24 protein-coding genes are annotated in these 25,769 nt (G+C 57.1%); 14 read left to right on the forward strand and 10 right to left on the reverse strand.

Annotated elements, in window-relative coordinates:
• From FJD38_RS12295 to FJD38_RS12305, 3 genes are all read right to left on the reverse strand, one after another.
• On the reverse strand, positions 1-2,469 hold a 2,469-nt coding region (locus tag FJD38_RS12295; RefSeq protein WP_146385542.1), incomplete at its 3' end, for a DUF6531 domain-containing protein.
• Positions 2,466-3,209, reverse strand: coding sequence for a DUF4123 domain-containing protein (locus FJD38_RS12300; protein ID WP_122781937.1), 744 nt, complete (start codon positions 3,207-3,209; stop codon positions 2,466-2,468). The genes FJD38_RS12300 and FJD38_RS12295, both read right to left, overlap by 4 nt.
• Positions 3,199-3,423, reverse strand: coding sequence for a hypothetical protein (locus FJD38_RS12305; RefSeq protein WP_146385544.1), 225 nt, complete (start codon positions 3,421-3,423; stop codon positions 3,199-3,201). Before FJD38_RS12305 ends, FJD38_RS12300 begins: the two co-directional genes overlap by 11 nt.
• Positions 3,424-3,930: 507 nt before the next feature.
• Between FJD38_RS12305 and FJD38_RS12310 the strand changes: the two genes are divergently transcribed.
• Complete coding sequence (locus tag FJD38_RS12310) at positions 3,931-4,890, forward strand: 2OG-Fe(II) oxygenase family protein (protein ID WP_146385546.1); 960 nt, start codon at positions 3,931-3,933, stop codon at positions 4,888-4,890.
• Here FJD38_RS12310 and FJD38_RS12315 read toward each other — a convergent pair.
• The gene (locus tag FJD38_RS12315) at positions 4,857-5,462 is read right to left on the reverse strand and encodes a DUF6436 domain-containing protein (protein WP_122781940.1); all 606 of its coding nucleotides are present in this window, start codon (positions 5,460-5,462) and stop codon (positions 4,857-4,859) included. The two genes, FJD38_RS12310 and FJD38_RS12315, sit on opposite strands and share 34 nt — an antisense overlap.
• An 89-nt stretch (positions 5,463-5,551) precedes the next feature.
• Between FJD38_RS12315 and bipL the strand changes: the two genes are divergently transcribed.
• Positions 5,552-6,490 (forward strand): phospholipase BipL, encoded by a 939-nt coding sequence (bipL, locus tag FJD38_RS12320; protein WP_146385548.1) that lies wholly within the window; start codon positions 5,552-5,554, stop codon positions 6,488-6,490.
• Positions 6,491-6,553: 63 nt separating this feature from the next.
• Here bipL and FJD38_RS12325 read toward each other — a convergent pair whose 3' ends face one another.
• The 3 genes from FJD38_RS12325 to phoB all read right to left on the reverse strand — a co-directional run bounded on the left by FJD38_RS12325 (position 6,554) and on the right by phoB (position 10,124).
• Positions 6,554-7,894: a hemolysin family protein gene (locus tag FJD38_RS12325; RefSeq protein WP_122781942.1), complete on the reverse strand. Its 1,341-nt coding sequence runs from the start codon at positions 7,892-7,894 to the stop codon at positions 6,554-6,556.
• Positions 7,895-8,017: 123 nt separating this feature from the next.
• On the reverse strand, positions 8,018-9,346 hold the full coding sequence (gene phoR / locus FJD38_RS12330) for a phosphate regulon sensor histidine kinase PhoR (protein WP_167654268.1): 1,329 nt from the start codon (positions 9,344-9,346) through the stop codon (positions 8,018-8,020).
• Between the two features lie 85 nt (positions 9,347-9,431).
• A complete protein-coding gene (gene phoB / locus FJD38_RS12335) occupies positions 9,432-10,124 on the reverse strand; it encodes a phosphate regulon transcriptional regulator PhoB (RefSeq protein WP_122781943.1) in 693 nt (230 codons plus the stop codon).
• 173 nt (positions 10,125-10,297) lie between these two features.
• On the opposite strand from phoB, the gene FJD38_RS12340 reads away from it, so the two are divergent.
• The 5 genes from FJD38_RS12340 to FJD38_RS12360 are packed head-to-tail and all read left to right on the forward strand — an operon-like array spanning position 10,298 to position 14,920.
• On the forward strand, positions 10,298-11,338 hold the full coding sequence (locus FJD38_RS12340) for a DUF5924 family protein (RefSeq protein ID WP_122781944.1): 1,041 nt from the start codon (positions 10,298-10,300) through the stop codon (positions 11,336-11,338).
• A 55-nt stretch (positions 11,339-11,393) separates the two neighbouring features.
• The gene (locus tag FJD38_RS12345; protein WP_122781945.1) at positions 11,394-12,548 is read left to right on the forward strand and encodes an ABC transporter permease; all 1,155 of its coding nucleotides are present in this window, start codon (positions 11,394-11,396) and stop codon (positions 12,546-12,548) included.
• Positions 12,542-13,348: an ABC transporter ATP-binding protein gene (locus FJD38_RS12350; protein ID WP_272492548.1), complete on the forward strand. Its 807-nt coding sequence runs from the start codon at positions 12,542-12,544 to the stop codon at positions 13,346-13,348. Before FJD38_RS12345 ends, FJD38_RS12350 begins: the two co-directional genes overlap by 7 nt.
• Position 13,349: 1 nt before the next feature.
• Positions 13,350-14,288, forward strand: a complete 939-nt coding sequence (locus tag FJD38_RS12355; RefSeq protein WP_122781947.1) for an MlaD family protein — start codon at positions 13,350-13,352, stop codon at positions 14,286-14,288.
• Positions 14,285-14,920, forward strand: a complete 636-nt coding sequence (locus FJD38_RS12360) for an ABC-type transport auxiliary lipoprotein family protein (protein WP_122781948.1) — start codon at positions 14,285-14,287, stop codon at positions 14,918-14,920. The genes FJD38_RS12355 and FJD38_RS12360 overlap by 4 nt, the downstream gene beginning before the upstream one ends.
• 34 nt (positions 14,921-14,954) lie before the next feature.
• Here FJD38_RS12360 and FJD38_RS12365 read toward each other — a convergent pair whose 3' ends face one another.
• On the reverse strand, positions 14,955-15,455 hold the full coding sequence (locus FJD38_RS12365) for a transporter substrate-binding domain-containing protein (RefSeq protein ID WP_122781949.1): 501 nt from the start codon (positions 15,453-15,455) through the stop codon (positions 14,955-14,957).
• A 138-nt stretch (positions 15,456-15,593) separates the two neighbouring features.
• On the opposite strand from FJD38_RS12365, the gene FJD38_RS12370 reads away from it, so the two are divergent.
• The gene (locus tag FJD38_RS12370) at positions 15,594-16,031 is read left to right on the forward strand and encodes a DUF4399 domain-containing protein (RefSeq protein ID WP_122781950.1); all 438 of its coding nucleotides are present in this window, start codon (positions 15,594-15,596) and stop codon (positions 16,029-16,031) included.
• Positions 16,032-16,087: 56 nt separating this feature from the next.
• On the opposite strand, the gene serA is transcribed toward FJD38_RS12370, so the two are convergent.
• Positions 16,088-17,317 carry a phosphoglycerate dehydrogenase gene (serA, locus tag FJD38_RS12375; RefSeq protein WP_048381242.1) on the reverse strand — a complete coding sequence of 410 codons (1,230 nt, stop codon included), beginning with the start codon at positions 17,315-17,317 and terminating at the stop codon, positions 16,088-16,090.
• Positions 17,318-17,522: 205 nt separating this feature from the next.
• Here serA and FJD38_RS12380 point away from each other — a divergent pair, with 205 nt between their 5' ends.
• From FJD38_RS12380 to FJD38_RS12395, 4 genes are all read left to right on the forward strand, one after another.
• Positions 17,523-18,917, forward strand: a complete 1,395-nt coding sequence (locus FJD38_RS12380; RefSeq protein WP_122781951.1) for an FAD-binding oxidoreductase — start codon at positions 17,523-17,525, stop codon at positions 18,915-18,917.
• Positions 18,918-19,109: 192 nt separating this feature from the next.
• Positions 19,110-19,775 carry a fumarylacetoacetate hydrolase family protein gene (locus FJD38_RS12385; RefSeq protein WP_146385552.1) on the forward strand — a complete coding sequence of 222 codons (666 nt, stop codon included), beginning with the start codon at positions 19,110-19,112 and terminating at the stop codon, positions 19,773-19,775.
• A 142-nt stretch (positions 19,776-19,917) separates the two neighbouring features.
• A complete protein-coding gene (gene ilvA, locus FJD38_RS12390; RefSeq protein WP_122781953.1) occupies positions 19,918-21,435 on the forward strand; it encodes a threonine ammonia-lyase, biosynthetic in 1,518 nt (505 codons plus the stop codon).
• A 37-nt stretch (positions 21,436-21,472) separates the two neighbouring features.
• Positions 21,473-21,901 (forward strand): DUF2269 family protein, encoded by a 429-nt coding sequence (locus tag FJD38_RS12395; RefSeq protein WP_122781954.1) that lies wholly within the window; start codon positions 21,473-21,475, stop codon positions 21,899-21,901.
• A gap of 259 nt (positions 21,902-22,160) precedes the next feature.
• Here the strand turns inward: FJD38_RS12395 and FJD38_RS12400 are convergent, their stop codons facing one another.
• Positions 22,161-22,817: a histidinol-phosphatase gene (locus FJD38_RS12400; protein WP_122781955.1), complete on the reverse strand. Its 657-nt coding sequence runs from the start codon at positions 22,815-22,817 to the stop codon at positions 22,161-22,163.
• A gap of 143 nt (positions 22,818-22,960) precedes the next feature.
• Between FJD38_RS12400 and FJD38_RS12405 the strand changes: the two genes are divergently transcribed.
• Positions 22,961-23,440, forward strand: a complete 480-nt coding sequence (locus FJD38_RS12405; RefSeq protein WP_019828104.1) for an RNA pyrophosphohydrolase — start codon at positions 22,961-22,963, stop codon at positions 23,438-23,440.
• Between the two features lie 21 nt (positions 23,441-23,461).
• The gene (gene ptsP / locus FJD38_RS12410; protein WP_122781956.1) at positions 23,462-25,741 is read left to right on the forward strand and encodes a phosphoenolpyruvate--protein phosphotransferase; all 2,280 of its coding nucleotides are present in this window, start codon (positions 23,462-23,464) and stop codon (positions 25,739-25,741) included.
• Positions 25,742-25,769 lie beyond the last annotated feature (28 nt).

A 25,769-nucleotide genomic window follows, 5' to 3' on the forward strand; every position in this document is an offset into this window, starting at 1 on the left:
GCCGCGTCTGATTTTGCGCACGTGGCCGTCGAGGTAGCTGTAGTAGGTGGGTTCGTCCTGGGGCGGGATCAGGGCCGTAAGAAGTCCGCTTTCGTTGTACTGGTATTCGGTCACCGCGCCGAGGGGGGCTTTTTCAGCGATCAGGCGGCCTTGTTCGTCGTAGATTTTTTGATGGGTGGCGCCGTCCGGGTCGGTCTGGCTGACGAGGCGGGCGTTGCTGTCGTGTTCGTAGAGTTGTCGGCTGCCGTCCTGATGGTGGACGGTGACGGTGCCGGCGTCGTCCCATTCATAGCGGGCGTGCATCTGCCCGAAGTTGTTCCAGTGGCGGATGCAGCGCGCCTGTTTGCCGCGGTGTTGCCACTCCCAGTAAAACGTCGCGCCACCGGCCAGTTGCCGTTCCTGGATGACGTGGTCGGCGTCGTAGCGGTAGTGCTCGGTTTCTTGCAGGGCGTTGGTGGCGCCGATCAGTTGGCCCGCGTCGTTGTAGGTGTAGGAGACGGCAGTGTGCAGGGTGGTCCAGCGTTCTAAACGCACGCGGTGTTTGGCGTAGTGCTCGTCGGAGCGTTCGATGAATTCGCGGCTGTGGTCGTAGTACTGGTAGTCGACGGCGCACAGTCGGTTGTTGTGGTAGCGCAGCATCAGGGCGCGTTCAAACTTGTCTTCGATGCGGTGCAGGCGACCGTCGCGATGGGTGATGGTCAGGCGGTTGCCGTAGGCGTCGCTGATGGCGATCAGTTTTAAGTCTTGAAAGTGGTAGAAGCGGCGGGTTGCGCCCGCTTGGGCGAGGATCAGTTCGCCGTCTTTTTCGCCGAGGTAGATCGCGGCGCGGGCCAGGCTGTTGGTGATGGCCGGGCGTTGTGCTGTGGGGCGCGGGAAGCGGGTCTGGCGGTTTTCGTGATCGGTCCAGAGCAGTTCGTCGCCGTCTTCTTGCAGGCGATGGTTCAGGCTGTGGCTCCAGCCGAAACCGAGGCTGCTTTGGCTTTCGACGGCGCTGGTGCGGTACAGGCGCGTCCACTCGAAGGGCAGCACGCCATCGAGCACGGTGTCGGTGAGGGTCAGCAGTTCTTCGCCGGTGACCATCGACACCGGACAGCCTTGGGTGCAGGTTTTGTCAGCCGGTTCGGCGGGCTGGTCGTTGAGGTTTTTCGATTGTGCCGGGACGTCGTCGACGTGCTGGACTTGCACGATTTCGGTGTAGCTTTGAGGTTTTGCGCGAACGGCTAATGAGGCGTCTGCGATGGATTCTGTAACCGCTCCACTCTCTGGATGAGTGACCTCAACCAGGCCTTTTTTCGCCGAATTAAAAACGCCTTCACCCTGTAAGAGTATGGGTTTGCTGAATTCAGTGTGGGTCGTCGAGCGGGCTTTGCTGGTGCGCATCAGCATGTCGATAAATGCATCCAGCAACTGCGTGGATTTGGCTGCTTTGCTCACGCCAACTGCAGCTGTTATCGCAGCTGTTATCGCAGCTTTTGCTACTAATCCCAGGCCGCCAGTCAGGATCAAGCAGACGCCAATGTTGATGAATGCTTCGCCGGCCAAGAGCCCGGCTTCGCCGGCCAAGAGCCCGGCTTCGCCGGCCAAGAGCCCGACTATTTCGCTAAGGATGGGTGGCGGCATTAACCTGAGCCACGCAATAAGCGCTGAGAAATACGCCCATAACAGCGGCTCGTCAGTGGCCACCAAGTACAGGGGGTTGAGTGACTCTTTGGTACCGTTTAATAATTTTTCGAGTTGATCAGCACTGAAAAAAGCGCTCAGTCTTTTGAGGTGTTCCTCCGGGTGAGTCACGATGTGGAGCAGCTTGTTGATGTTTTCCCACAACGTCATCAAAGATTTGATAACGCCCTCGATCAGCGCCTCTGCATTGATCCATAGACGGCCTGCGCTACTGGCTTGCTCATACCTCTGCCACAACGGTAAATACTCGGTGTTCCATTGAGTGGTTAGCCAAGTGCCGAGCTCGTTGAGCAAGCCCTGATAGGAATTGAAAAAACGATCGATCTGCTCCGGGCTCGTCTGGGGGAAAAACGTAACGCGGTATTCCTGATTGGGTTTGCAGCCCTCCAGCAGCTTGCGGCCGCTTTCATCAATGAACGTGTTGATTTCCGGCGCATCGATGGCTTCTTCAAAGCCTTTGTTTCTGCCACTGAGGGGGTGAGGACGCAGCGGAGTCAGGCGTACCGGAGTGTTGCCAATCGGTACAAAATGCGCGGACTCAAAGGCGTGAACGAGCGTCAAGGTTCCGTCTATCGCACACTGGGCGTAGTTATTGGACGGGCCACGGCGCTTAACAGGACGGGTGATGGTGCTATCACCGGCACTGAACTTTTGCTCGACATCAAGCATGCCGCCAAAGCGTTTTTCGGTCTGTTTGCGATAGCCCACCAGGCAATCGTTGAATTGCACAAGGATGGTCTGCACATCCGGCAGAATGCTGTTGTGCCCGGTCGGCGTGTTGGCACTCATCGACCGAGTTCCTGCTGTATGTAGGCTATAAATCGCTGGTTATCGTCGTCCTGGGATGCATCCGAAAACGTTACGAAATGCTCGACCTTCTGGCGCAAGACCGACTCGGGCGTGGAGAAATACAGCTCGGCTCGAGTTTCTTTCAGCCACAGCATCAAATTGTTGATCACGTTAGTGAGGTCCTTGTCGGCGAGGGTGTTGAGCAGGTTTTGGGGAACCTCCCACCAGGGAAATGATTGAGCCGGGCGCGCCGCACCCTGGCCTACTGCCACGGGCTGGCCGTTGATCCAATAGCGGTCAAACACCGGTAGAACGTCAGTCGCCGCAGTGCTCAGGTGCTGAAGAATCGGCAGCCAGTGGCGGCCGTCCCAGAACCGAAAAAACACGGCCTCGCCGGCAGGCATCAAGACTTGAGTCAGGCCGCGTAAATGCTCAGTGATCAGTTCTGGGGCAGCGGTAGACACGGCCAGCCAGCCCCAATCGTCAGCGTCGGTTTCAGCTACCCACTGTAGAAACCCGCTGTCAGGCGTCAGGCTCAGTAAATAAGGCATGACAGGCAGCCAATCGGCGTAGGGCGTGTTGGCCCACAGCGCTATCGCTGGCTCGACCCCGCACCGTTTGCGGTAGGCCGCGAGCGGGTCGGCATCACTGGTTGAGCTGATCACCGCGTACAGGCTTTCACCGGGACGCAGCGGGTTTTTGGTCAGCCATTGCTGTGGGTTGAGGGGGTCAGAAATCACACACACCTCCTTCGCACTCTTCGCACAAAGGTGCGTGGCGTTTGGGGCTGTTGATTGGGTTGGGGGTCAGCAAGGCGGGTTTAGGCAGCAGTGCCACCAGATCCAGATCTAATCGGTCACTGACCCGTAGCCAATAAGAGAGGTAGGGCGTACTGATGAGCTGTTCGCCATCAATGGTCAGGTTGAAACGAAACGGGGGCTGTGAGGGTGACATCCTCGATTCCTTACGCTGCGGTCGCCCTGATGTAACAAAACGTCAGGGCCTAATCAGTGCGCAAGTGTGCAAAGGCTGTGTTGGTGCTGTATGTAGGATGGGTCTTATCGCGCTAGGGTTTTGTTTGATTGTTGAGTAGGAGAAATAATTTTGATGACGGTCTCCAGCGACATATTCAACTATACGAATGTCTGGGATCGCGCCTGATTCGCGGCATGTAACTTAATAGCCGTGTTGCACTCGACGGCTGCAACCGACCTACTTCATGACGAGACTTTAAGGGGGTTTCACAACGTTAATATGCCGCGAAACTTAACAAACAGGGTTATTTGTAGGCTAATTCACACAATATTAAAGCCAACTTCCTACCCAATAAAACATTGTAGATGTCAGTTAGTGTGGACTATAAATGTAATACGTTATTACAAGTTACTTCAGCACTGATGTTTCTTGGCGCCATCCCGTTTTGCATATCATCTTTAGTTACTGTGCTGACAAGGAGTAAGGATGTTGCGTTCCCTGACCCCTCCCGCCGCAAGTCGTCCCTATAGCGAAGTTTGCCAACCCCATGAAGTGCCACAGCCGGCAGGTTCAACTGCTGACTTGGTGTGTGCTCGCATGGATGCAGGCAGGTTGCGTTTCTCCAGTCAGGAAGACCGACACCAAGCCTTTTCCAACGGTGTATTCCTGCTGCAAATTCCCGATGATCTGGATGTGGGCGCAGCCGATCAATTCGCCAATGAGTTCTATCGAGGGGACGCCAGCCTGTACGGCGGGTTCAAGGCATTAACCTCTACCTCATTTGACGACGCCTTGTTGGGGTTCCATCGCTGGGTCGATCAGATAGAGCAATTCTTGCTCGAACGCAGGTTCTGGGGCAGTCACTACCCCGTCGAGATTGCGCTTATCGGCGAACAAATGACCGCTTTATCCCAACAAATAGTCTGTGCCGCGCTGGAGTTTGCGGGCATCCCGCCTTCAGTCTGGCTAAGGGGGAGCGGCAGCTGTTCTCACGCAGAAGGCGCCTATCATCTGACGTTCAATCATTACCGCGCACAGCTGGACGCCGTGGGTTTGAGTTCGCACAAAGATGATGGCTTTCTGACGATTTTACGAACCACCCGCCAGGGACTTGAAGTGAATCGGTGTGATCGCTGGGAACGGGTCGACGCCACACAAGATCTGTTCGTGATTAACTTTGGCTTATCAATGGAAATCCTGACGGCCCGCTGCCCGTCGCCGGTATCGGCTATTTTGCATCGGGTCTCGAAACAAACCGAGGATCGAACCAGCTTTGGTCATTTCAGCTCGAGCAACTTTATAGAGCGTGATCAAGGCTGCTTTACGTATTGTCCTGAACAAGGCCTGCAACGGGCACTCGGTAAACCGGCACTGTTACAGGCTCAAAGCCGCGAATATTGCTCGCACATTCTTTATTCGGGTTGTTCTCGAGATGAAACAGCCTGATTGGCACTCGCCCAAGGGCAATAACAGCCTACCGCCAGAGTATGCGTGGCGTTTGCCGGGCGGCCTTGGCTCAGGGCTTGCAAAACAGGTTCGACAAAGCTGTTGCTCGCGTTGCAGGTAGCCCCTTCACTGTAAGGCCCGATGTAAGCCAATTTACCGCTGCGGTCCCAGATCGCGATGGCCGGACTGGCGCTCAAATGTTCTGCGCCGTGGACATTGGCCAATGGTTTGAGGGCACCCAGGCTGATGGGCAATTGGCCGTGTGTGCCGGGTCGTTGAACGGCATAAAACTCGACACCTTGTGGCGCGTAGTGGGCGACCAGCTCACTCAAGTGCTGGTAGTTGCCCACATTGCACGGGCAACCCGGGTCCCAGAAGTGCACGACGCGAATGGCGCCCGGCCCTGACAATTCAGCAGGTAAACGCAGCGTGTCCCCGGCGAACAGCACTGCTTGATCACTGAACGTGCGAATGTAACGGCCTTGAAACCAGTCGTAGGCCCACCATAACCCCACAGCGCATAACAGCGTCAGCAGACAGGCCAGAAGGTTTTTTAACGTGAACACAGGCATGCCATCGGGTCCTCGAAGGACGCGTAGCTTGCCATGCTTGAGCCGACAGATGAATATCGTCGGTCTATAAAGCCTGTTTGGAAATTGCTATGTCCTCACCCTTTTCTCCCGATGGCTTGCGCGCCAGCTTGCAACCCTTGAGCACAGGTCAGCCACTTTCGAGCGATGGTTTGGCGTACCAGCATTTTTACGGGCTGGATTTTGCCCAACGACCTGCACCTGTGCGCCGGCAATTGGGACGCTTCAGTGCGGCAGGTTACGATTTGGTCAGCCAAGTCTGGTGGCCCGAACGTGCGGTAGCAACGCTCTTTGTGATCCACGGGTTTTACGACCACATGGGCTTGTACCGGCATGTCATCGAGTGGGGGTTGAACCACGGTTTCGCGGTGATTGCCTGTGACTTGCCAGGGCATGGGTTGTCGAGTGGCGAGCGCGCCAGGATTGATGATTTCGCGCAGTATCAGGCGGTGTTACAGGGTTTGTTTATCGAAGCACAAACACTGGATTTACCTAAGCCCTGGCATCTATGTGGCCAGAGTACGGGGGGCGCCATTGTGCTGGACCATGTCCTGCGCTATGGCGATTCAAGCCCGGCTCAGGGGCAGGTGGTATTGCTGTCGCCATTGGTCAGGCCCAAGGACTGGAACTGGTCGAAATTCAGTTATTACCTGCTTAGGCCTTTCGTCAAAGGAATCGCCCGGCGCTTCAGCGAGAATTCCAATGACCCCGACTTCTTGCCTTTTCTTCAAGCCGATCCCTTGCAGCCATTAAGGCTGCCAACCGCATGGGTCGGGGCGCTCGCACGCTGGATACCCCGTATCGAAAACGCACCGCCTTGCACCCGGCAGCCCATAGTCATTCAGGGCTCGGCCGACAAAACCGTCGATTGGCAACATAACCTTGAAGTGTTGAACGCCAAGTTCAAGCAGCCGCAGGTGCTGGTGTTGCCGAACGCGCGGCATCATCTGGCGAATGAGACGGCTGAGATACGCGAGGAATATTTTGCGTTTCTGGACCGTTTTTTTTGAGCTGAGTCGAGGGTGTAGAACCCTGCTGAGTACCGTGTTTCATAGGTACTCAGCAGAGTCTGCTCAGTCCTTTTTGAGGACTTTGGCCAAGACGATTTTCGGCCCTTTCATCTTCTTGATGATGATGCGCAAGCCTTCCACTTCAAGGGTTTCTTCTTCCTCCGGCACCCGCTTCAAGGTGTCGTAGATGAGCCCCGCAATGGTTTCGGCCTCTACGTGATCCAGGTCAACGCCCAGCAAGCGCTCGATCTTGAACAACGGCGTGTCACCGCGCACCAGCAGTTTGCCCGGCTGGTACGAAAGAATGCCGCGCTCAGCCTTGCGGTGTTCGTCTTGAATATCGCCGACCAATACTTCCAGCACGTCTTCCATCGTCAGGTAACCGACCACTTTGCCATCGGCTTCTTCAACCAGAGCGAAGTGCGCGCCGCCCTTGCGGAAGCGTTCGAGCAACTGCGACAGCGGCATATGACGCGACACGCGCTCCAGAGGGCGGGTCAGCTCTTCAAGATTGAAGGTCTCGGGCAAGTGATCGAGGTCGGCCAGTTCCAGCAATAGGTCTTTGATGTGCAGCAACCCGAGGAACGTGTTGGTTTCAGCATCGTAGACCGGGTAACGGCTGAATTTGTGACGACGAAACATCGCCAGAATTTCTTTCAGCGGTGCTTTGGAGTCCAGGGTCACCAGGTCTTCACGGGAGTTGGCCCAGTCGACCACTTCCAGCTCACCCATCTCGACCGCCGAGGCCAGTACGCGCATGCCTTGGTCGCTGGGGTCCTGACCACGGCTGGAGTGCAGAATCAGCTTAAGTTCTTCACGGCTGTAAGCGTGGTCATGATGGGCACCCGGCTCGCCCTGCCCTGCAATCCGCAAAATGGCATTGGCACTGGCGTTGAGCAAATAAATGGCCGGGTACATCGCCCAGTAGAAGAGGTACAGCGGCACGGCGGTCCACAGCGACAACGTCTCAGGTTTGCGGATGGCCCAGGATTTTGGCGCCAGCTCGCCCACCACAATATGCAGGTACGAAATGACAAAGAAGGCGGCAAAGAACGACACGCCTTTAATCACTTCGGGCGATTCGACACCGATAGCGCCCAGCAGCGGCTCCAGAATATGGGCGAACGCCGGCTCACCAACCCAACCCAGGCCCAGCGATGCCAGCGTAATACCCAGCTGGCAGGCTGACAGATAGGCGTCGAGCTGATTGTGAACAATGCGCAGGATCCGGCCGCTCCAGCCGTTAACGTCGGCAATGGACTCGACCCGTGTGGCGCGCAATTTGACCATGGAGAATTCAGCGGCAACGAAAAATCCGTTGAGCAGAACCAGGATCAGAGCAAAAAGAATCATGCCGAAGTCGGCGAAGAGTGAGGCGAGGGTCAAACCAGGGGAAGGGTCCATGATGGAGTTTTACGGGTTCCGTTATTTCGAGAAAAGAAGGGGTTCAGGTCTGTTAATCAGACAGATGTAACGCAATGTAGCGGCAGATGCGGCCCTTGCCTAGTGGGCAAAAGCCGCAGGTGCTTAGTCATTGGCTGTCGAAAGCGCAGGTCTGGTCACCTGCAAGGCAGCGAAATGGCAGGTAAAGGTGCTGCCATGCCCCAGCACGCTGCTGATTTCCAGACGCGCGCGGTGGCGCAGCAAGACATGTTTGACGATGGCCAGGCCCAATCCGGTGCCACCCGTGCTGGCATTGCGACTGGAGTCCACGCGATAGAAACGCTCAGTAAGACGCGGCAGGTGCTTGTTGTCGATGCCGACACCGGAGTCCTGAACACTGAGGTGCGCGCCCGATGCATCGGCCCACCAGCGGATCTGAATGCTGCCACCGTCCGGGGTGTATTTGACCGCGTTGAAGATCAAGTTGGAGAACGCACTGCGCAGCTCGGTTTCACTGCCCTTGAGGGCGGCATGACTTTCAACGTCCAGCGTGATGGTCTGGTTGCGCTGCCCGGACAAGGCTTTGGCATCGCCCTTGATCGACTGCAACAAGGCGTCGATGGCCACCGGCTGGTTATCGGACGGGTAGTCCGTGGCCTCAAGCTTGGCCAGTAACAGCAGGTCGTTGAGCAAGGTTTGCATACGTTCGCCCTGTTGCTGCATTTGCGACAGCGGGCGTTTCCAGCGCGGGTTCACATCATCAACGTTATCGAGCAAGGTTTCGAGGTAGCCGCAAATCACCGTCAGCGGTGTGCGCAACTCATGGGAGACATTGGCGATAAAGTCTTTACGCATTTGTTCAAGCTGGTGCAGGCGGGTGACATCACGCACCAGCATCAGGTGTTCATTATTGCCGTAGCGCGTGATGTAGAGCTGGATGTGCAGGTGGTCGTTGACCGGCGAGGGAATGTCCAGCGGCTCAACGTAGTTACCCGCCTCAAAATATTCCTTGAAGCGAGGGTGACGCACCAGGTTGCTGACGGGCTGACCGCTGTCCTGAGGGGTCTTGAGCCCCAGCAAGGTCTCAGCGGCACGGTTCCACCATTCAAGGTTGCCATCGCTGTCGAGCATCACCACGGCGTCCTTGAGCGCAGCCGTGGACTCTTGTACCCGATCGATGACCGCCTGCAGACGCCCCCGTGCACGTTGGTCGCGACGTTGCAGGTGGTAGATGCTGTCAAACACTTCCCCCCACAAGCCGTAGCCGTCTGGAGGTGGTTCATCAGGTTTGTGCTGGCGCAACCAGTGGTGCAAGCGCAGTAACTGCTTGAGGGTCCAGCCCAGATAAAGTGCCAGGCCCACAGCCAGGCTCAATCCGTAATAGCCGCTGACAAGCCCGATCAACAGGCAACCGCCGATCAGAAGCACTAAATGACGAATCAGCGTGCTATGCCATTTTTGATTCAAGATCATACGTCCTGTTATGAGCTACTCGTTGCTAGCCTACAGCGCAACCGCATCAGGCTGGGCACTGGCGAAAGGCGGCTGGCAGCTTATGTCAGGCTTTGGTGGAAAACCGGTAACCGGTGCCGCGCACGGTTTGTACCAGATTTTCATACGCCTCGCCGAGCGCCTTGCGCAGGCGGCGGATGTGCACGTCTACCGTACGCTCTTCCACGTACACGTTGCCGCCCCAGACCTGATCAAGTAATTGACCACGGGTATAGGCGCGTTCCTGATGGGTCATGAAAAACTGCAACAAGCGGTATTCGGTGGGGCCCATTTCGGCCGGAGTGCCGTCAATGGTCACTCGGTGGCTGATGGGGTCGAGCAGCAAACCACCGATTTCGATAGGTGACTCGGTATCGGCCGGGCCGGCACGGCGCAGCACAGCCTTGAGGCGGGCGACGAGTTCACGGGGTGAGAAGGGTTTGGTGATGTAGTCATCAGCCCCCACTTCCAGGCCCTGGATTTTATTGTCCTCTTCGCCTTTGGCCGTCAGCATGATGATCGGAATATCGTTGGTCAGCTCTTCACGCTTGAGGCGGCGGGCCAGTTCGATGCCCGATGTACCACCGGGAAGCATCCAGTCGAGCAGGATCAGATCGGGTTTGCGATCAACGATGATGGCGTGGGCGTCTTGAGCATTGTCGGCTTCAAGGCAGTCATAGCCTGCCATTTCCAGTGCCACCGCGATCATCTCGCGGATGGGTGCCTCGTCATCAACGATCAAAATGCTCCTGCCAGCCATGCCTTAATCCTCTTGTCATTTAACTGTCTTGTGGCGCATTAGATAACGCAATTATTGCAGTTGTGTGACAGGTTTGCCGGTTACGGGACTGGCGACACCAAACTCCCACACCCGGCATTGTCTAAAACGCTATTCTGTAGGGGATTTTTCCCACGCAGAATGTGAACCGCCCCATGCCTAACTGGAACCATTACGTACAGCGCGTCCTTGAATTGATGAAGCGCTATCCAGGGCTGATCGCGGTGTTCGGCTTTTTCTCGGGCGTGGGCAGTTTTATTCTGGTAGACCGTCAGCAAGGCATGGCCCGCTGGATCGCGGTCATCCTGTTGGTGAGCTGGGTTTGGCTCATGCTGGAAAATACCTTTACGCAATTGTTCACTCGGGTGTTCAAGCGCGAAATCCCGCCCCCCCTGCTGCGCTATGCCACACAGATGATCCATCAGGAGAGTCTGTTTTTCGTCTTGCCGTTTTTCTTCATCACCACGACCTGGAACAGCGGCCAGCTGGTGTTTACCGGACTGCTCGGTGCCAGCGCACTGGTCACCATTACCGACCCTCTGTATTACCGATGGCTGGCCCCCCGGCGCTGGCTGTTTTTGGCGTTGCATACGCTGGCCCTGTTTGCGGCGCTGCTGACAGCCCTGCCCATCATCCTCAACCTGACCACTTCAGAGAGCTACAAGTTGGCACTGGGGGCCGCCGTACTGCTTTCAATCCCAAGCTTGGCCGTCAGCTTGCCCCTTAAAACCTGGCGCGGCTGGTTGGTATTGCCTTTGATCGTATTGGCGCTGGGCAGCACCGGCTGGCTGCTACGCTCCTGGGTGCCGCCCGCCACGCTGTGGATGACCGAAGTGGCCGTAACCACGCAACTGCAAGACCGCACACCGGGTGACAGCATCAAGCAGATCAGCGTGAGTGAGCTACGCAGTCGCGGGTTGTACGCCTACACATCAATCAACGCCCCTCGGGGCCTGAATGAGCGGATTTACCACGTATGGCAGCTCAATGGTCAGGAAGTAGACCGCATTGCGCTGGACATTCATGGCGGGCGCAAAGAAGGCTATCGCGCCTGGACCCACAAGCAGAACTTCCCGCCCAACCCGGTGGGTCGCTGGCAAGTGAGGGTACTGACAGAAGACGGGCAGATGATTGGTGTCTTGCGCTTCAGGGTTAACCCAGATCAATCGCCAGCGCCTGATACTCAGGCAAACTGAGGCACTTTTTCGAGACTGTGCTATTACATAGAGTCTGCGTTTAAGCGTATTGAGCATGGAGCTGACGACCATTACAGCCACGGCGGGCACTGCCCAACTAGACACCTCAAGCAATCCGGCGCGGCTGCGACTCAGCGGCGACTGGACGCTTGCTCATTACACCAACCTCAAACAGCAAACCGAGCAACTCGCTGGCCAATACGACGCCCAGACGTCGATTGATCTGGACGAAGTCTCGAACATCGACACCGCCGGGGCTTCATTGCTGGTTGAGTTGCTGGGTGCTGAGCGCGTCAGTCAATTGACCGAGACCGCACAAACACTTCCCGCTGCCGATCGGGCCCTGCTGCAAACGGTTTACTCGTCCATGCGCGACTTTTGCGTGCCGGTCAAAACGGTTCAGCAGAATGTCATTACCCAGTTGTTGTGCCGAATTGGCAGCGCCGTCTACAAGCTTTGGCAGGACACGCTGCAACTGCTGGGCTTTATCGGTCTGATCCTGCAAACCCTGGCGCGCAATCTGCTTCGGCCTACGCAGTGGCGTATTACCCCCGTGGTTGCGCACATCGAACAAATTGGCCTCAATGCTGCGCCCATCGTCATGTTGCTGACCTTCATGGTGGGCGCCGTGGTGGCCTTTCTGGGGGCTACGGTGCTGGCCAACTTTGGTGCCGGCATTTTTACCGTCGACCTGGTGGCGTTTTCCTTCTTGCGCGAATTTGGCGTATTGCTCACCGCCATCCTGCTGGCAGGCCGCACAGCCAGCGCCTTTACGGCACAAATCGGCTCGATGAAAGCCAATGAAGAAATTGATGCCATCCGCACCCTGGGCCTTGACCCAATGGACCTGCTGGTTTTGCCAAGGGTGCTGGCCCTGCTGATTGCCCTGCCCTTACTGACCTTTCTGGCAATGATGGCCGGCATCATCGGCGGCGCCGTGGTCTGCGTGGTCTCGCTGGGCATCTCGCCCGACATGTTTATTTCAATGCTGCACTCCGACATCAGCGTCAAAAACTTTCTGGTCGGCATGGTCAAGGCACCGTTTTTCGCCTTTCTGATCGCGGCAGTGGGGTGCCTTGAAGGCTTTAAAGTCAGCGGCAGCGCTGAGTCGGTGGGCGAACACACGACGTCCAGCGTGGTGCAATCGATCTTTATCGTGATTGTGCTCGACGCGGTAGCGGCGCTGTTCTTTATGGAGATGGGCTGGTGAAAAGTCCAACGCGAACGCCCGGCGAGGCGGTCATCGAGGTACGAGACCTGTGCAATCGCTTTGGCACCCAGAGCGTGCACGAGCATCTGGACCTTGATGTGTATAAAGGGGAAATATTGGGCGTAGTGGGCGGCTCGGGTACCGGCAAATCGGTATTGCTGCGCAGTATTGTCGGCCTGCGGCGGCCCAATGAAGGGCAAGTGCGCGTGTTCGGGCAAGACTTGATGAGCCTGCCCGAGGAACAGCGCTCCAAGCTTGAGCGACGTTTCGGCGTGTTATTCCAGATGGGCGCGTTGTTTTCATCGCTGACCGTGACCGAGAACATCGCCCTGCCCTTGATCGAACACGCTGGTTTGAGCCGCCCTGACGCCGAACACCTGGCACTGGTCAAATTGGCGTTGGCCGGGTTGCCGCTGGTGGCGGCCAATAAATACCCGTCCGAGCTGTCTGGCGGGATGATCAAGCGTGCGGCACTGGCCCGAGCGCTGGCGCTGGATCCGGACATCCTGTTTCTCGATGAGCCTACGGCCGGCCTGGACCCGATTGGCGCGGCGGCATTTGATCAACTGATTCTAACCCTGCGCGATGCGCTGGGTTTGAGCGTGTTTCTGGTCACTCACGACCTCGATACGCTGTACACCATCACTGACCGGGTGGCGGTGTTGTCACAGAAAAAAGTGTTGGTGGCAGCACCGATCAGCGAGGTCGAGAACTTCGACGACCCTTGGATTCATGAGTATTTCCATGGCCCCCGTGGCCGCGCCGCGTACGAAGCGGCAACCCAGCGCAAGGAGCATTAACATGGAAACCCGCGCCCATCATGTACTGATTGGCTTGTTCACCGTTCTGGTCGTGGTGGGCGGCATGCTGTTTGGCCTGTGGTTGGCCAAATCGAGCATGGACAACACCTTCAAGGACTACGAAGTGGTGTTCAACGAGGCTGTCAGCGGCTTGTCCAAAGGCAGTTCGGTGCAATACAACGGCATCAAGGTAGGCGATGTCATTGAACTGCGCCTCGATGACAAAGACCCGCGTCGGGTTTTGGCATTGATTCGCCTGGCCGCCAACACGCCCGTCAAGGTCGACACCAAGGCCAAACTGGCACTGACCGGTGTAACGGGAACCTCGATCATCCAGCTCAGCGGGGGCGACCCCAACAGCCCGCCTCTCAAAGGCAAAGACGGCAAGTTGCCCGTGATTGTTGCCTCACCCTCGCCCATTGCGCGCTTGCTCACCGATGGCACCGACGTGATTTCCAACGTCAATATGTTGCTGCACAACGCCAACAAACTGTTCTCGCCTGAAAACGTCGACAGCTTTGGTAAAACGCTGAGTAATCTTGAACAGACGACGTCGGCCATTTCGAGCCAGCGTGGCGATATTGCCCAAACGCTCAAACAGCTTTCGCTAGTTGGCAAGCAGGCCACGGCAGCGCTGGAGCAAACCACCACGCTGATGCGCAACGCCAATGGCATTTTGAATACCAAGGGCCAGCAGATGTTCAGCGACGCGGGTCAGGCGATGAAATCGCTGGAGCAGAGCACTCAGACCATCAATACGCTGATCAACAACAACGAGGATTCGCTCAACAATGGCATGCAAGGGCTTAACCAGCTTGGCCCAGCGGTCAATGAACTGCGCGAAACGCTGAGTACGTTGCGCGCCATTTCGCGGCGACTGGAAGCCAATCCAAGCGGTTTCTTGCTGAACCGCGAACAGACCAAGGAATTCACGCCATGATCCGTCCCAATCGCCTTGCTGGTTCAGTGTTTTTGGCTGTAGGCCTGGGCTTGCTCAGCGCTTGTTCGATCTTGCCCAAACCGCAACTGGTCGACCAGTACATCCTGCCCAGCGCACAAGCCCCCGTGGCCAGCCGCAGCGGTGCAGTCGACTGGTCGCTGCGGCTCGACAAGCCGATGGCCAGCCTGGCGCTGAACAACCAGAACATCGCCGTCGTACCGCAGAGCAATCTGGTCAGCTATTACAAGGGCGCACGCTGGAGCGACCCCGCACCGGCGCTGGTGCGTAACCGACTGCTCGATGCCTTTTTGCAGGATGGCCGAATTAAAGGCCTGAGCACCGATGACAGTAACTTGCAGGCCGACTATGAGTTAGGCGGTGAGCTGTTGGCGTTCCAGACCCATTACAACGGTAACAACCCTGAAGTACTGATCCAGTACAACGCACGGCTGGTGCGCACCAGTGACCAGCGCGTGATCGGCTCCAAACGATTTGATGTTCGCCAGCCGTTGAATGATCCAAAAGTGCCGAGCGTAGTAGCCGGCTTCGGTCAGGCCGCTGATGTGATGTCTGCACAAGTGGTTCAGTGGGTCATACAGCAGGGGCAAGGGCAAAAATCACTAAAACCTTAATGGGCAAACCCACGCCCTGCCTGCCGGATGATTCTCACGGCTGGGTCGAATCCTGCCCCAGCCACTTCTGAGACAAAGCGGCCAGACGACCGTCAGCTTTGATGCGCTGCAGAGCCTTGTTCAAGCTGGCTTGGAAGGCGGGATTACCTTTCTGAAACGGGATGCTCAGGTTCACTTGCGACTGCAAGTAGGTGTAGCTGTAGGGTTCGGTGAAGTCGAAGCGAGCCTCATGTTCAGGGGGCATAGCGGCAGGGATAATGGCCACGTCGTATTTGCCGCTTTCTACACCTGACAGCAGGTCATCGTTGTCCGTGATCAGAAGCGAGGGTTTAACCTCCAGCTCTTTGGCCAATAATTCCCCCAGCTCCACGTCGAATCCCGTTAACCGGCCCTCTTGCTTGAAGCTGAAAGGCGCCAGGTCGGCGCTCAAGGCAACACGCAGTTCGCCACGGTCGTTCACCTCGTCGATCAACTCTGCTTGAGCAAAAGGGCTCGCCAGCGGCAATAAAAGCATAAGTCCCGACAGAAAACGCATGGTCACTCCTTTGAATGTGATGCAGCGATTGGCACTCAGCGTGCGCTTTGCTTTATGTTGTTCGAATGCGGCGTTTGACAGCGTTTTGCCAAAAAGTTGTCTTACCCCCACGCATTTCGCAAAAAACCGGAGAAATAAATGAAAGCTCTACTGTCTCGTGTTGCGCTGGCTTCTATGCTGATGGGCGCCTCGGTCATGGCCACTGCAGCTGGCCTGGAATCCGAGCCGGCTCCAAAAGGTGCCAAGGTGTTTATCATCGAGCCTAAAGACGGTGCGACCGTTGATCAAACCTTCACCGTCAAGTTCGGCATCGAAGGCATGCCTTTGGCACCCATTACCGAAGCCACTCCGCACGCAGGCCATCACCATCTGCTGATCGACGTTGACCAACTGCCCGCTGAAAACGCGCCCATCCCGGCAGATGCCAACCACATCCATTTCGGCAAAGCCCAAACCGAAACGCAAGTGACCCTGCCACCGGGCAAACACACCTTGCAGCTGGTGCTGGGCAACCAGGTTCATGTGCCCTTCAAGCCAAGCCTCGTGTCGGAAAAAATCACGGTTAATGTGAAGTAAGGTTTCGCCCATAAAAAAGGGAGACCCGAGGGTCTCCCTTTTTCAATGAAGCGCAATCAGAACAATACGCGGCAACGAATAGTGCCATTGATCTTTTGCAGCTTCTCTTGCGCCAGGTCCGAGGACTCGGCGTCGACGTCGATCACTACGTAGCCAACTTTTTCATTGGTTTGCAGGAACTGGCCGGAGATGTTGATACCGTTTTCGGCGAAGACCTTGTTGATCTCGCTCATCACACCCGGAATGTTTTCGTGGATGTGCAGCAGGCGGTGCTTGCCAGGGTGAGCAGGCAGGGCAACTTCCGGGAAGTTCACCGACGATACGGACGTACCGTTGTCGCTGTACTTGACCAGCTTTTCTGCCACTTCCAGACCGATGTTAGCTTGCGCTTCAGCGGTGGAACCGCCGATGTGCGGGGTCAGGATCACGTTGTCCAGACCACGCAGCGGGCTTTCGAACACGTCGTCGTTGGAACGCGGTTCAACCGGGAACACATCGATTGCCGCGCCGATCAGGTGTTTGTCCTTGATCGCATCGGCCAGCGCGTCCAGTTCAACCACGGTGCCACGTGCCGCATTGATCAGAATGCCGCCCTTTTTAATGGCACGGATTTCTTTCTCGCCGATCATCCACTGAGTCGCTGCAGTTTCTGGCACGTGCAAGGTCACGATATCGGACATGCCCAACAGTTCGTGCAGATTGCCGACCTGTGTCGCGTTGCCCAATGGCAGCTTGGTCACGGTGTCGTAGAAGAACACCTGCATACCCAAACCTTCAGCCAGAACAGACAACTGAGTGCCGATCGAACCGTAGCCGACGATGCCCAGTTTTTTGCCACGGATTTCAAAGGAGTTGGCAGCGCTTTTGATCCAGCCACCACGATGGCAGGATGCGTTCTTCTCAGGGATGCCACGCAGCAACAGGATCGCTTCAGCCAGCACCAACTCAGCCACCGAACGGGTGTTGGAGTAAGGGGCGTTGAAAACAGCGATACCGCGTTCGCGAGCAGCGTTGAGGTCTACCTGGTTGGTGCCAATGCAGAAACAACCAACAGCAACCAATTTCTTGGCGCAGTCGAACACTTCTTCGGTCAGCTGGGTACGAGAACGGATGCCGATAAAATGGGCATCAGCGATCTTTTCCTTCAGCTGGGCTTCAGGCAAGGAGCTGGTGATGTACTCGATACTGGTATAACCAGCCGCTTTAAGTACTTCAACAGCCGATTGGTGGACGCCTTCCAAAAGAAGGAACTTGATCTTGCTCTTATCGAGAGAAGTCTTGCTCATCTGCGTAAACCTGTGTCCCAGAGAAAAATGGCAGGGAATTGGACAGCCTGAGCTGACCTGACCGGCGAGAATCCTGCACCGAGAATCGTCCTACGGCTCGATTCTGCGCGGGGGCCGTATGCTAGCATAAGCGCCCCGCTAAACACCCATTCCTGCGACGTGAAGCGTTCTCAGGATGACCATGAATTGTTCGAGAGTTCTGTTGATGACCCATCCTGCCGTAATTGAAGAGCTAAAGACCCTGGTTGAACCTGGAAAGGTTTTGACCGACGCCGATTCCCTCAATGCATATGGCAAGGACTGGACCAAGCATTTCGCCCCTGCGCCCGTGGCCATTGTGTTCCCCAAAACCACCGAGCAAGTGCAAGCCATCGTGCTGTGGGCCAACACTCATGACGTGGCACTGGTGCCTTCGGGCGGGCGCACGGGTTTGTCCGCAGCGGCGGTGGCGGCCAATGGCGAAGTGGTGGTGTCGTTCGATTACATGAACCAAGTGCTGGACATCAACCTGACCGACCGCACGGTGGTTTGCCAGCCGGGCGTCGTGACCCAACACCTGCAAAATCTGGCCGAAGAAAACGGCCTGTACTACCCGGTAGATTTCGCTTCGGCAGGTTCCAGCCAGATTGGCGGCAACATCGGCACCAATGCCGGTGGTATCAAGGTGATTCGCTACGGCATGACCCGCAACTGGGTGGCGGGCATGAAAGTCGTGACCGGTAAGGGCGACGTGCTTGAGCTCAACAAAGACCTGATCAAAAATGCCACGGGCTATGACATGCGCCAGCTGTTTATCGGCGCCGAAGGTACGCTGGGTTTTGTGGTCGAAGCCACCATGCGCCTGGATCGCGCGCCTAAAAATCTGACTGCGATGGTCTTGGGCACGGCGGATTTCGATTCCATCATGCCGGTGTTGCACGCCTTCCAGAACAAGCTGGACCTGACGGCCTTCGAGTTCTTCTCAGACAAGGCGCTGGCCAAGGTCATGGCACGCGGTGATGTACCTTCGCCCTTTGACACTGACTGCCCGTTCTACGCCCTGCTGGAATTTGAAGCGACCACGGAAGAAGTGGCCAATGCGGCGCTGGAAACGTTCGAACACTGCATGGAAGAAGGTTGGGTACTCGATGGCGTGATGAGCCAGAGCGAGACCCAACTGCAAAACCTGTGGAAATTGCGCGAGTACATCTCCGAGACCATTTCCCACTGGACGCCGTACAAAAACGACATTTCGGTGACCGTCTCGAAAGTCCCGGCGTTCTTGAAAGAAATTGACGCCATCGTCGGCGAACACTACCCGGACTTCGAAATCGTCTGGTTTGGTCATATTGGCGACGGCAACCTGCACCTGAACATCCTCAAGCCTGAAAACTTGAGCAAGGACGAGTTTTTCGCCAAGTGCGCCACGGTGAACAAATGGGTATTTGAAACCGTCGAGAAGTACAACGGTTCAATTTCGGCTGAACACGGTGTGGGCATGACCAAACGCGACTACCTGACCTACAGCCGTTCGCCGGTAGAAATCGAATACATGAAGGCGCTCAAAGCGGTATTCGACCCTAAGGGCATCATGAACCCCGGCAAGATTTTTGCGGTTTAACCTACAACACTGATCAAGTAGCAGCGGCCGCAGGCCGCGTTCGATTGCGCAGCGATGGTACATCCTGAGAACACGGTTAGGCAGGCCACTGCGGTTTTCCCATTTCGACGGCTACGCCGCCGGACGCAGCCTGCGGCAGTTGCTACGAGATCACGTTCAGTCCTTTGAAGCACCCACCAGCGGAGTCGGTCAATGAGCTATCAGCACCAGTATGTCGACGGTACCCGGATTCACTTTCCTATCGGCAAGGTGGTCTGCATCGGGCGTAACTACGCCGAACACGCCAAAGAGCTGGATAACCCGATCCCGACTGAACCCCTGCTTTTTATCAAGCCGGGCAGTTGTGTTGTCGCGCTGGACGGTGGCTTTGCCATTCCTAAAGGTCGCGGCTCGGTGCATTACGAAGCCGAGATTGCAGTGCTGATCGGCAAGCCACTGTCGAATAACCCAAGCGCTGAAGAAGTCCTGGACGCCATCTCCGGTTTCGCCCCCGGCCTGGACCTGACCCTGCGCGACAAGCAGGCCGAGCTCAAAGGCAAAGGCTTGCCGTGGGAAATCGCCAAATCCTTTGACGGCGCCTGTGTGCTCGCACCTTTCGTGCAAAGCAGCACCTTCGCTGACCTCACTGACATTGGTATTCGCCTGACCATCAACGGTGAAGTCGTTCAGGACGGTAACAGCTCCATGATGCTTAACCCGATCGTACCGATGATTCAGCACATGGCGTCGTGCTTCTCGTTGCAAGCCGGTGACGTGATCATGACCGGCACCCCGGCGGGTGTCGGCCCGCTGAATGTGGGCGATAAGTTGATCCTTGAGTTGCCGGGCGCGAGTCGTTTCGAAGGCACCGTGGGTTAATACGGGATTAAAGGCCTCCCCTTTCCATAACGGGAAAGGGTGAGAGCCCTCCTGCCATAAACCTTCCATTTCGTATGGTCTGCTGCGCAAACGCTGGGTTAGACTCCTTGGTCCCTGCCAACCCGCCCAGTGAAGCTTTCCGATGCTCGAACAGTACGTTAAGAAAATCCTCACCTCGCGCGTTTATGACGTTGCCGTAGAAACGCCCCTGCAAGCTGCCAATCAGTTGACTGAGCGTCTGGGCAATCAGATTTTGCTCAAGCGCGAAGACTTGCAGCCGGTTTACTCGTTCAAGATTCGTGGCGCTTATAACAAGCTGATGCACCTGAGCGACGCCGAGCGCGCCTGTGGTGTGGTCACGGCGTCGGCGGGTAACCACGCGCAAGGCCTGGCACTGGCCGCCAAGGTACTGGGAGTCAAAGCCACCATCGTCATGCCTAAAACCACGCCCGAGATCAAGATTGAAGGCGTGCGCTCACGTGGCGGCATCGTGGTGTTGCACGGCGACTCATTCCCCGAGGCATTGGCCTATTCGCTCCAGCTGGTCGAACAGGAGGGCTACGTTTACGTTCACCCCTACGATGACCCGCACACCATTGCCGGGCAGGGCACCGTGGCCATGGAAATTCTGCGCCAGCACCCGGCCCCTCTGGACGCGATCTTCGTGCCTGTGGGTGGCGGCGGGCTGATTGCGGGTATTGCGGCGTATGTGAAATACCTGCGGCCTGACATCAAGATCATCGGCGTCGAGCCCGATGACTCCAACTGCCTGCAAGCGGCGATGGCCGCGGGCGAACGTGTGGTGTTGCCGACAGTAGGGATCTTTGCCGACGGCGTGGCCGTGGCGCAGATTGGCCAGCACACCTTCGACATTTGCAAAAACCATGTGGATGAAGTGATCACGGTGAGCACCGATGAGATCTGCGCCGCCATCAAGGATATCTTCGACGATACCCGCTCGATCACCGAACCTGCGGGCGCTTTGGGCGTAGCAGGGATCAAAAAGTACGTTGAGCAACGTGGGGTGCGCGGCCAGACACTGGTGGCTATCGACTCCGGAGCCAACGTCAACTTCGACCGTTTGCGTCATGTAGCAGAACGCGCCGAACTGGGCGAAGGCCGCGAAGCCATCATTGCCGTGACCATTCCTGAAGAACCGGGCAGCTTCAAAGCCTTCTGCCAGGCCATTGGCAAGCGTCAAATCACCGAGTTCAACTACCGGTATCACACGGGCAGTGAAGCGCACATTTTTGTCGGCGTGCAAACGCACCCGGTCACTGACCCGCGCAGTGCATTGCTGAGCAGTTTGGCGGAGCAGGGTTTTCCGGTGGTTGATTTGACGGACAACGAGCTGGCCAAGCTGCACATTCGTCACATGGTGGGCGGGCACGCAGCCAAGGTCAGTGATGAGCTGTTGTTCCGCTTTGAGTTCCCTGAGCGGCCGGGCGCGCTGTTCAACTTCCTCAACAAGCTGGGTGGTCGCTGGAATATCTCAATGTTCCATTACCGCAATCATGGCGCAGCAGATGGCCGTGTGATGGCGGGCCTGCAAGTACCGGCAGACGAGCGTCATCTGGTGCCGGCGGCGCTGGCTGATATCGGCTACCCGTATTGGGATGAAAGCGACAATCCGGCGTATCAGCTGTTTCTTGGCCGATAGCCGCTACGCTGAATGAAAGGCTCAAGGAATAAATCGCATGGAAACCTTCACTGCGTTGAAGCTGCTGCACGGCGTCTCGACACTCCTGTTGTTTGTCAGTGCGCTTGCGTTATTGATAGTGATCATTCGGCGCTGGCGGGCGGGCGATAAACATCTCGCGGGCGGTGCCTTGCGGCGTCCGTGGGGGTTTGTATGGGCTTTGATGGGGCTGTGCCTGCTGGCATTGCCTGTCAGCGGCTGGTTTCTGGTGCACATGGCGGGCTGGCCGCTGAGTCAGCTGTGGTTGCTGGCCGGGAGTGTTTTGTACCTGCTGGGCGGCCTGAGCTGGCTGTGGCTGGTGGTGCGGCTTAATCGCCTGCGACTGGGCCGAGTGGCCAAACACCCGGGGTTTAGCGTGGTGCTGGCGGTGTTTTGTGCCCTGTGCTTTATCGCCATTGCCGGGTTGATGGGCGCCAAGCCGGTTTAAAGCCCCTCCCTCACCCCAACCCTCTCCCAAAGGGAGAGGGGGCTGACTCGGTGGCGTTGCGCAAATCTGCTTTCACTTTTAATCCCCTCTCCCTGCGGGAGAGGTGGCTTAAGTCAGTAGCGGTACGCAAATCTGCTTTCGCTTTTAGTCCCCTCTCCCTGCGGGAGAGGTGGCTTAAGTCAGTAGCGTTGCGCAAATCTGCTTTCGCTTTTAGTCCCCTCTCCCTCTGGGAGAGGGTTAGGGTGAGGGGCTTTTGCAGTTAATCGCGCAAGGAAATCACTGGCCAACCGCGCTTAAGGGCCTCAGCCCGCAAGTTCGGATCAGGATCAACCGCCACCGGATGCGTCACTTGCTCCAGCAATGGCAAATCGTTCAGCGAGTCGCTGTAAAAATAACTGTCATCCAGAGTGTGGCCGTTTTCAGCCATCCAACGCGTAAGGCGAGTCACCTTGCCCTCGCGAAAACACGGCACATCCGTGACCTTGCCGGTGTAACGCCCCTCAATCATTTCGCATTCAGTGGCGATCAAATGTTCCACGCCCAGCTTCTGCGCAATCGGTGCCGTGACCACTCGATTGGTCGCCGTGATGATGACCAGCGTGTCACCCGCCTGGCGGTGCTTATCCAGCAAGGCAATGGCTTTGGGCAACATCAACCCTTCAACCCGGTCACGCATGAAATCACGGTGCCACTGATCCAGTTCAGCCCGATCAGTACGGCCAAAAATAGCCATGCTGAAATTGAGGTAAGCCTCGTTATCGAGCTTGCCGGCCAGGTAATCCTGATAAAACTCGTCGTTACGCGCCTTGTAGGCCGCACCATCGAGAATGCCGCGTTCGCACAGGTAATCGCCCCATGCGTGGTCGCTGTCGCCGCCTAAAAGGGTGTTGTCCAAGTCGAATAAAGCCAGACGCATTGCAATTACCCGCGCACTTGTCAGTAGAAAGCCCACAAGAATACGGTCTTTTCATAAGAGTGCACATAAGGCAGGAAGGCGCGTTGCTGCTTTAACAACCTTTGTGGAACAATGCGGCGACATGCGTTTGCGAGGTTGTTGCCGTGATCGACCCCGATGGTTTCCGCCCTAATGTCGGGATTATTCTGACAAATGATGCTGGTCAGGTACTTTGGGCTCGCCGAATCAATCAAGACGCGTGGCAGTTTCCACAGGGCGGTATCAACCCTGACGAAACGCCGGAAGACGCCTTGTACCGTGAGCTGAACGAAGAAGTTGGCCTTGAACGCGAAGATGTTGAAATACTCGCCTGTACGCGAGGCTGGTTGCGCTATCGTTTGCCGCAACGTCTGGTCCGTACCCACAGCCAACCGCTGTGCATCGGCCAGAAACAGAAGTGGTTTTTGCTGCGCCTGGTCTCTAACGAGCAACGGGTGCGGATGGATTTGACCGGTAAACCGGAATTCGATGGCTGGCGCTGGGTCAGCTATTGGTATCCGTTGGGCCAGGTGGTGACATTCAAGCGCGAGGTGTACCGTCGCGCTCTCAAAGAGCTTGCCCCGCGCCTTTTAACGCGCGCCTGACACGGAGTTCGACCCCGAGCCATGCTCAATACGCTGCGCAAGATCGTCCAGGAAGTTAACTCCGCCAAGGATCTCAAGGCGGCGTTGGGCATTATTGTGCTGCGCGTCAAAGAGGCGATGGGCAGCCAGGTCTGCTCGGTCTACTTGCTTGACCCGGAGACCAATCGCTTCGTTCTGATGGCCACCGAGGGCTTGAACAAGCGTTCGATCGGCAAAGTCAGCATGGCGCCCAACGAAGGCCTTGTCGGCCTGGTGGGCACCCGCGAAGAACCCCTGAACCTCGAAAACGCCGCCGATCACCCACGCTATCGCTACTTTGCTGAAACCGGCGAAGAGCGCTACGCCTCCTTTCTGGGCGCACCGATCATCCACCACCGCCGTGTAGTCGGGGTGTTGGTCATCCAGCAAAAAGAACGCCGTCAGTTCGATGAGGGCGAAGAAGCCTTCCTCGTCACCATGAGCGCGCAGCTGGCCGGGGTGATCGCCCACGCTGAAGCGACGGGATCGATTCGCGGGCTTGGGCGTCAGGGCAAGGGCATACAAGAGGCCAAGTTTGTCGGTGTACCGGGGTCACCCGGCGCAGCAGTGGGTACGGCGGTGGTCATGCTGCCACCCGCCGATCTGGATGTGGTGCCGGATAAAACCATTACCGACATTCCGGCTGAAATCGCCCTGTTCAAAACGGCCCTCGAAGGCGTGCGCAGCGACATGCGCGCGGTGTCGAAAAAACTCGCCACTCAGTTGCGACCCGAAGAACAGGCGCTGTTCGACGTGTACCTGATGATGCTCGACGACGCCTCGCTGGGCAGCGAAGTCAAAAATGTGATCAAGACCGGCCAGTGGGCACAGGGCGCGTTACGCCAAGTGGTCACGGATCACGTTAACCGTTTTGAATTGATGGACGACGACTACCTGCGTGAGCGGGCGTCGGACGTACGTGACCTCGGGCGCCGTCTGCTGGCCTATTTGCAACATGATCGCCAGCAATCCATGGTCTACCCCGACAACACCATTCTGGTCAGCGAAGAACTGACCGCAACCATGCTCGGCGAAGTGCCTGAAGGCAAGCTGGTCGGTCTGGTCTCCGTATTGGGTTCGGGCAACTCCCACGTGGCGATTCTGGCCCGGGCCATGGGCATTCCAACGGTCATGGGTCTGGTCGACCTGCCGTATTCCCGGGTCGACGGCATTCAGATGATCGTCGACGGCTATCACGGCGAGGTCTACACCAACCCCAGCGACGTGCTGCGCAAGCAATACGCCGAGGTGGTCGAAGAAGAGCGTCAGTTGTCCCAGGGGCTCGACGCCCTGCGCGAGCTGCCCTGCATCACCCCGGATGGCCATCGCATGCCGCTGTGGGTCAACACCGGCCTGCTGGCCGATGTTGCCCGGGCGCAGCAGCGAGGCGCTGAAGGCGTAGGTCTGTACCGCACCGAAGTGCCGTTCATGATCAATCAGCGCTTTCCGAGCGAAAAGGAGCAGTTGGCGATTTATCGCGAGCAACTCGCCGCCTTCCATCCGCAACCGGTGACCATGCGCAGTCTGGACATTGGCGGCGACAAGTCACTGTCGTACTTTCCGATCAAGGAAGACAACCCGTTCCTGGGCTGGCGCGGGATCCGCGTGACCCTCGACCACCCCGAAATTTTCCTGGTCCAGGCCCGCGCCATGCTCAAGGCCAGTGAAGGCCTGAACAACCTGCGCATCTTGCTACCGATGATTTCTGGCACCCACGAGCTCGAAGAAGCCCTGCACTTGCTGCACCGTGCCTGGGGAGAAGTGCGCGACGAAGGCACCGATGTGCCGATGCCGCCGATAGGCGTGATGATCGAAATCCCGGCAGCGGTGTACCAGACCAAAGAACTGGCGCGCCAAGTGGATTTTCTGTCGGTGGGTTCCAACGACCTGACCCAATACCTGCTGGCCGTCGATCGCAACAACCCGCGAGTCGCCGATTTGTACGACTACCTGCACCCTGCGGTGCTGCAAGCTTTGCAATCAGTCGTGCGCGATGCCCATGCCGAGGGCAAGCCGGTGAGCATATGCGGCGAGATGGCCGGTGATCCGGCGGCCGCCATTTTGCTGATGGCAATGGGCTTTGACAGCCTGTCGATGAACGCCACCAACTTGCCCAAAGTGAAATGGATGCTGCGTCAGGTCAGTTTGAGCCGGGCGAAAGAATTGCTGGCCGAAGTCATGACCATCGACAACCCGCAGGTCATTCGCAGCACCGTGCAACTGGCCCTGAAAAACATGGGCCTGACCCGCATGATGAACCCGGCAGCCATCAAGCCTTATTGAAATCGGCCCTCTTGGCGAAAGAGGGCCG

This window comes from Pseudomonas saxonica, from assembly GCF_007858365.1.
Taxonomy (GTDB): domain Bacteria; phylum Pseudomonadota; class Gammaproteobacteria; order Pseudomonadales; family Pseudomonadaceae; genus Aquipseudomonas; species Aquipseudomonas saxonica.

What these genes read in the sequence shown, in the direction of transcription:
- FJD38_RS12305 (WP_146385544.1), bottom strand. Translation starts at nt 3,423, where the DNA reads ATGTCACCCTCACAGCCCCCGTTTCGTTTCAACCTGACCATTGATGGC.
- FJD38_RS12310 (WP_146385546.1), top strand. Translation starts at nt 3,931, where the DNA reads ATGTTGCGTTCCCTGACCCCTCCCGCCGCAAGTCGTCCCTATAGCGAA.
- FJD38_RS12315 (WP_122781940.1), bottom strand. Translation starts at nt 5,462, where the DNA reads ATGCCTGTGTTCACGTTAAAAAACCTTCTGGCCTGTCTGCTGACGCTG.
- bipL (WP_146385548.1), top strand. Translation starts at nt 5,552, where the DNA reads ATGTCCTCACCCTTTTCTCCCGATGGCTTGCGCGCCAGCTTGCAACCC.
- FJD38_RS12325 (WP_122781942.1), bottom strand. Translation starts at nt 7,894, where the DNA reads ATGGACCCTTCCCCTGGTTTGACCCTCGCCTCACTCTTCGCCGACTTC.
- phoR (WP_167654268.1), bottom strand. Translation starts at nt 9,346, where the DNA reads ATGATCTTGAATCAAAAATGGCATAGCACGCTGATTCGTCATTTAGTG.
- phoB (WP_122781943.1), bottom strand. Translation starts at nt 10,124, where the DNA reads ATGGCTGGCAGGAGCATTTTGATCGTTGATGACGAGGCACCCATCCGC.
- FJD38_RS12340 (WP_122781944.1), top strand. Translation starts at nt 10,298, where the DNA reads ATGCCTAACTGGAACCATTACGTACAGCGCGTCCTTGAATTGATGAAG.
- FJD38_RS12345 (WP_122781945.1), top strand. Translation starts at nt 11,394, where the DNA reads ATGGAGCTGACGACCATTACAGCCACGGCGGGCACTGCCCAACTAGAC.
- FJD38_RS12355 (WP_122781947.1), top strand. Translation starts at nt 13,350, where the DNA reads ATGGAAACCCGCGCCCATCATGTACTGATTGGCTTGTTCACCGTTCTG.
- FJD38_RS12360 (WP_122781948.1), top strand. Translation starts at nt 14,285, where the DNA reads ATGATCCGTCCCAATCGCCTTGCTGGTTCAGTGTTTTTGGCTGTAGGC.
- FJD38_RS12365 (WP_122781949.1), bottom strand. Translation starts at nt 15,455, where the DNA reads ATGCGTTTTCTGTCGGGACTTATGCTTTTATTGCCGCTGGCGAGCCCT.
- FJD38_RS12370 (WP_122781950.1), top strand. Translation starts at nt 15,594, where the DNA reads ATGAAAGCTCTACTGTCTCGTGTTGCGCTGGCTTCTATGCTGATGGGC.
- serA (WP_048381242.1), bottom strand. Translation starts at nt 17,317, where the DNA reads ATGAGCAAGACTTCTCTCGATAAGAGCAAGATCAAGTTCCTTCTTTTG.
- FJD38_RS12380 (WP_122781951.1), top strand. Translation starts at nt 17,523, where the DNA reads ATGACCCATCCTGCCGTAATTGAAGAGCTAAAGACCCTGGTTGAACCT.
- FJD38_RS12385 (WP_146385552.1), top strand. Translation starts at nt 19,110, where the DNA reads ATGAGCTATCAGCACCAGTATGTCGACGGTACCCGGATTCACTTTCCT.
- ilvA (WP_122781953.1), top strand. Translation starts at nt 19,918, where the DNA reads ATGCTCGAACAGTACGTTAAGAAAATCCTCACCTCGCGCGTTTATGAC.
- FJD38_RS12395 (WP_122781954.1), top strand. Translation starts at nt 21,473, where the DNA reads ATGGAAACCTTCACTGCGTTGAAGCTGCTGCACGGCGTCTCGACACTC.
- FJD38_RS12400 (WP_122781955.1), bottom strand. Translation starts at nt 22,817, where the DNA reads ATGCGTCTGGCTTTATTCGACTTGGACAACACCCTTTTAGGCGGCGAC.
- ptsP (WP_122781956.1), top strand. Translation starts at nt 23,462, where the DNA reads ATGCTCAATACGCTGCGCAAGATCGTCCAGGAAGTTAACTCCGCCAAG.